Consider the following 3,940-nt stretch of genomic DNA (forward strand, 5'->3'; position numbering starts at 1 on the left):
GCCCACCATCACGCGCGTCATGCCGGGGTTCTTTTCGGCAAACTGCAGAATCATGACCACCAGCTTGCGGGTGCGGGCTGAATGGTCGGGCTCACGTTCCCCAATCTGGTTGATCAGTGTGAAGACGCTTTGCTCGATGAATTCGATCAGGCCTTCGAACATCTGCGCCTTGCTGGCGAAATGGCGGTAAAGGGCGGCTTCGCTCACATCCAGCTTGGCTGCCAGGGCGGACGTCGTGATGCGCTCAGCGCCCGGCTGCTCCAGCATGGTGGCCAGCGCCTGAAGGATCTGGACCCGGCGCTCACCCGGTTTGGGGCGCTTGCGCACCGCAGGCTCGGCTGGCGTGACGTGCGGGCTCAATTCGGATTCAGACGCTAAGTCGGACATAGGCGATGAAGTAGGAAATGTTTCAAAAAACCGGGAATCGTTGCAATTGATTCTCGCACAGCCAGGTGACAGTTCGTCTCTCACCAGGCCCGGGTTTTCGCCCATGAGGCGAAGGCGCAACGTTCTGTTCCGTAACAGCAAGCGCTTACTGTGGTGGGCGAGCTACAAACTCAACCGAACCCGTAATCCGTACGGTCCGGCGGGGCCAGTCCCGGTGTGGTCCAGCTCCAGCTGCGAATGGTGAACCCGCGCGATTTCGCTGGCAATGGCCAGACCCAGGCCATTGCCCTCGCCCGCCGTCCCCTGCACCCGGTAAAAGCGCTGCAGCGCCATGCTGCGCTCGTCCGGGGCTATGCCAGGGCCGTCGTCTTCCACTTCCAGGAAGACGCCCCATCCCCGGTGCTCGGCGGCGGCGCCACCAGGACCCGGCTGTTTTGGCGTATCTGGCGCAGCGAAGCCGGCCGTCGGGCCACAGCGGATCGTGACCGTGCCGCCGGGCGGCGTGTATTTGACGGCGTTGTCCACCAGATTACCCAGCAGCTCGCGCAGCAGCCACTCGTAACCACTGACCTGTGCAGGCTGGGTTTCCAGCCCCAGGTCAATGCCCTTGCGCATGGCGGCATCCAGATGCAGCGGCAGAATGGATTCGCAGAGGTCTTTCAGGTCTACCCGCTGCATCGGCTGGGCGCCGGCGGCCGACGCATCGGCACGCGACAGCGCCAGCAGCTGGTTGGCCAGCTGCGACGTCCGGCGTGTGGCATTGCGCAGCTTGATGATTTTTTCGGCCGACAAGGTCACCGCCCCGTCCGAGCCCGCGGCCTCAGCCACTTTGGCCGCTTGCGCCCAGGCCTCGACCTGGGCCTGCAGCCCGGCCAGAGGCGTGCGCAGCTGGTGCGCGGCATCAGCCACAAACCGCCGCTGCCCCTCCGCCTGGTCGTTCACCAGGCCAAAAAGGCGGTTCAAGGCACTCACCAGCGGCTGGACCTCGGCTGGCGTAGCCAGCGGGTCGATGGCGCTCAAGTCGCGCGGGTTGCGGCGCTCCACCGCGTCCTTGAGCTCAATCAATGGCTTGAGTGCCCGCGTGACGGCCCAGTTGACGGCAAAACCTGCCGCCACGACCAGGATCAGGTTCGGCAGCAGCACCTTGAACAGCACGGAGCGCACCCATTGCTGGCGCGGGTCGGATCCATCCGCCAGCTGGACGATCAGCTCACCCACTGCAGTCTTCATGCGCTGCGCGGCAATCCGGTAGGTCACGCCGTTGTATTCGATGCTGTGGAATTCCGGCTCGTGCGTGGCCGGCAGCAGTTCGGGAATCCAGGGCTCACCGGCCAGAAAGTCGCCTTCGGCATCGGCGAGGCGAAAGCCGGCAAAGCCAGGCCGGCCCTTGAGGAAATCATCCACGGCGGGGGCCATCAGCAGCACCGGCGCACTTTCCGGGGTGGCGCCCGGCGCCACAACCGAATCGGCCAGCAGGGGAATCAGCCGGAGCAACTGCTGATCTTTTTGCAGGGCGACATCGCCGGCCGTCTGGTAGTCAAAGTAAATGCTCACCAGCGCAAAAGTCCCCAGCGGGAAAAGCAGCAGCAGCAGCAGCCGGCGCTGCAGGCCGGACTTCATGGCGGCAGGCACGAACGCGTTGCCGCCCGTGCGCGCAGCCAACGTACGCAGGCGGTTTTTCAGGCGAACGGCCCAGGACTGGCCGAAAGGGTTCATGCCTGCGCTGCCTATTCAGCGCCAGCGCTGGACGGCATCCCCGGGGAAACTTCCACCAGCTCCAGCCGGTAGCCAAAGCCGCGAATGGAGCGTACGGCTATGCCGTGCGGCTCCAGCTTGCCGCGCAAACGCGAGATATACACCTCAATGGCATTGGGCGTGATTTCCTTGTCCCAGCCCGTCATGGCCTGCAGCAGCTTGTCTTTGCTGGCCGGCTTGGGCGCGTGGATCAGCAAATACTCCATCACCGTCCATTCGCGCGGTCCGAGCTCAATCAGCTGGCCGTTGGCGCGGGCCTCGCGGTTGGCCGTGTCCAGCTCCAGCGCCCCAAAACTCAGTGTGGCGCTGGTGGCGGCCTGGGAGCGGCGCAGCAGCGCGCGCAGGCGCGCCAGCAACTCGGGCAGCTCAAACGGCTTGACCATGTAGTCATCTGCTCCCAGGTCCAGCCCCTGGACACGGTCCTGCAGCGCGTCGCGGGCCGTCAGGATGAGCACCGGCATGGCCATTCCGCCGCGGCGCAGGCGGCGCGTCAGTTCCAGCCCGTCAATGCGCGGCAGCCCGATGTCGATGATCGCCGCATCAAAGGTCTCGCCCTGCAGTACTTCCTCCGCGCGCTCGGCACTGCCGACCCAGTCAACGGCGTAGCCGGCGTCACTGAGCCCCAGCTTGATGCCGCTGGCCACCATCACGTCGTCTTCAACCAACAGGAGTCGCATAACGAATTGTCCGTTTCGTCATCAATGCCAATTGACCCCGCCTGAGGAGCGTCAATTCAGGAAAAAGCCGGTGCCGCTGCCTGATTTGGTTTTTGGTCTTGTTTTGGCCCGGTATCGGCTGCCAGTCTGCCAGACCGGCACTGTCGCCACCCTGACGGCAAAGGAAATACCCATATTTGCTATATTTTTTATAGCTGCTTACGCACACCCCATATGCCCTGGCGACCAATTTCATCAAAATCAGGGCGCCGCCCATCCGGACAGCCTTGGGCAGCCAGGAACGCCTGGATCAGTGCGAGCGGATCATGGTCCCGTAGGCCTGATCGGTCAGGATTTCCAGCAGCATGGCATGCGGCACCCGCCCATCGATGATGTGGACGGAATTCACGCCGCTTTTGGCCGCGTCCAGCGCGCCTTCGATTTTGGGCAGCATGCCGCCGGAAATCGTTCCGTCGGCAAACAGCTCGTCGATTTCGCGGGCGCTCAGGTCAGTCAGCAGCTCCCCGGCCTTGTTCAGTACGCCGGGGGTATTGGTGAGCAGCACCAGTTTCTCGGCCTTCAGCACGGTGGCCAGCTTGCCCGCCACCACGTCTGCATTGATGTTGTAGCTCTCGTTTTCCTCGCCAAACCCGATCGGGCTGATCACCGGAATGAAAGCGTCGTCCTGCAGCGCCTTGACCACGCTCGGGTCAATACTGACGATGTCGCCCACAAAGCCGATGTCGTGCTCCTTCGTCGGGTCATCCTTGTCGACCATCTTGAGCTTTTGCGCACGGATCAGGCCGCCATCGCGGCCCGTCAGGCCTACGGCCTTGCCGCCGGCCTGGTTGATCAGCCCGACGATGTCCTGCTGCACCTGGCCGGCCAGCACCCATTCCACGACTTCCRTGGTCTCTTCATCAGTGACGCGCATGCCCTGGATGAAATGCCCCTTTTTGCCCAGGCGGTTCAGCGCCGCCTCAATTTGCGGGCCGCCGCCGTGCACCACCACCGGATTCATGCCCACCAGCTTGAGCAGCACCACGTCCTCCGCAAAATCAGCMTGCAGGGCCGGGTCCGTCATGGCGTTGCCGCCATATTTGATGACCAAGGTCTTGCCGTGAAACTTGCGGATGTAGGGC

At 63.6% G+C, this 3,940-nt stretch carries 5 protein-coding genes; all 5 read right to left on the reverse strand.

The genetic code is table 11. The annotated features are described in order from the left end of the window. Window positions 1-387, reverse strand: a 387-nt coding sequence (gene slmA / locus AC1DWI_RS15880; RefSeq protein WP_477725188.1) for a nucleoid occlusion factor SlmA, incomplete at its 3' end; no start/stop codon positions are given. 162 nt (window positions 388-549) lie between these two features. Further along, window positions 550-2,007 carry an ATP-binding protein gene (locus tag AC1DWI_RS15885; RefSeq protein ID WP_477668925.1) on the reverse strand — a complete coding sequence of 486 codons (1,458 nt, stop codon included), beginning with the start codon at window positions 2,005-2,007 and terminating at the stop codon, window positions 550-552. A gap of 107 nt (window positions 2,008-2,114) precedes the next feature. Beyond that, window positions 2,115-2,819: a response regulator gene (locus AC1DWI_RS15890; protein WP_457281194.1), complete on the reverse strand. Its 705-nt coding sequence runs from the start codon at window positions 2,817-2,819 to the stop codon at window positions 2,115-2,117. Then, entirely contained in the window at window positions 2,800-3,075 is a 276-nt protein-coding gene (locus tag AC1DWI_RS15895; protein WP_477725189.1) for a hypothetical protein, read from the reverse strand. Before AC1DWI_RS15895 ends, AC1DWI_RS15890 begins: the two co-directional genes overlap by 20 nt. A 33-nt stretch (window positions 3,076-3,108) precedes the next feature. Continuing rightward, window positions 3,109-3,940, reverse strand: an 832-nt coding sequence (argB, locus tag AC1DWI_RS15900) for an acetylglutamate kinase (protein WP_477725190.1), incomplete at its 5' end; no start/stop codon positions are given.

The sequence above is a fragment of the Polaromonas sp. P3_C2 genome, assembly GCF_056402675.1.

Excerpts from the sequence above, each read along its gene's own strand:
- AC1DWI_RS15885 (WP_477668925.1), bottom strand. The coding sequence starts at position 2,007 with ATGAAGTCCGGCCTGCAGCGCCGGCTGCTGCTGCTGCTGCTTTTCCCG.
- AC1DWI_RS15890 (WP_457281194.1), bottom strand. The coding sequence starts at position 2,819 with ATGCGACTCCTGTTGGTTGAAGACGACGTGATGGTGGCCAGCGGCATC.
- AC1DWI_RS15895 (WP_477725189.1), bottom strand. The coding sequence starts at position 3,075 with ATGGGCGGCGCCCTGATTTTGATGAAATTGGTCGCCAGGGCATATGGG.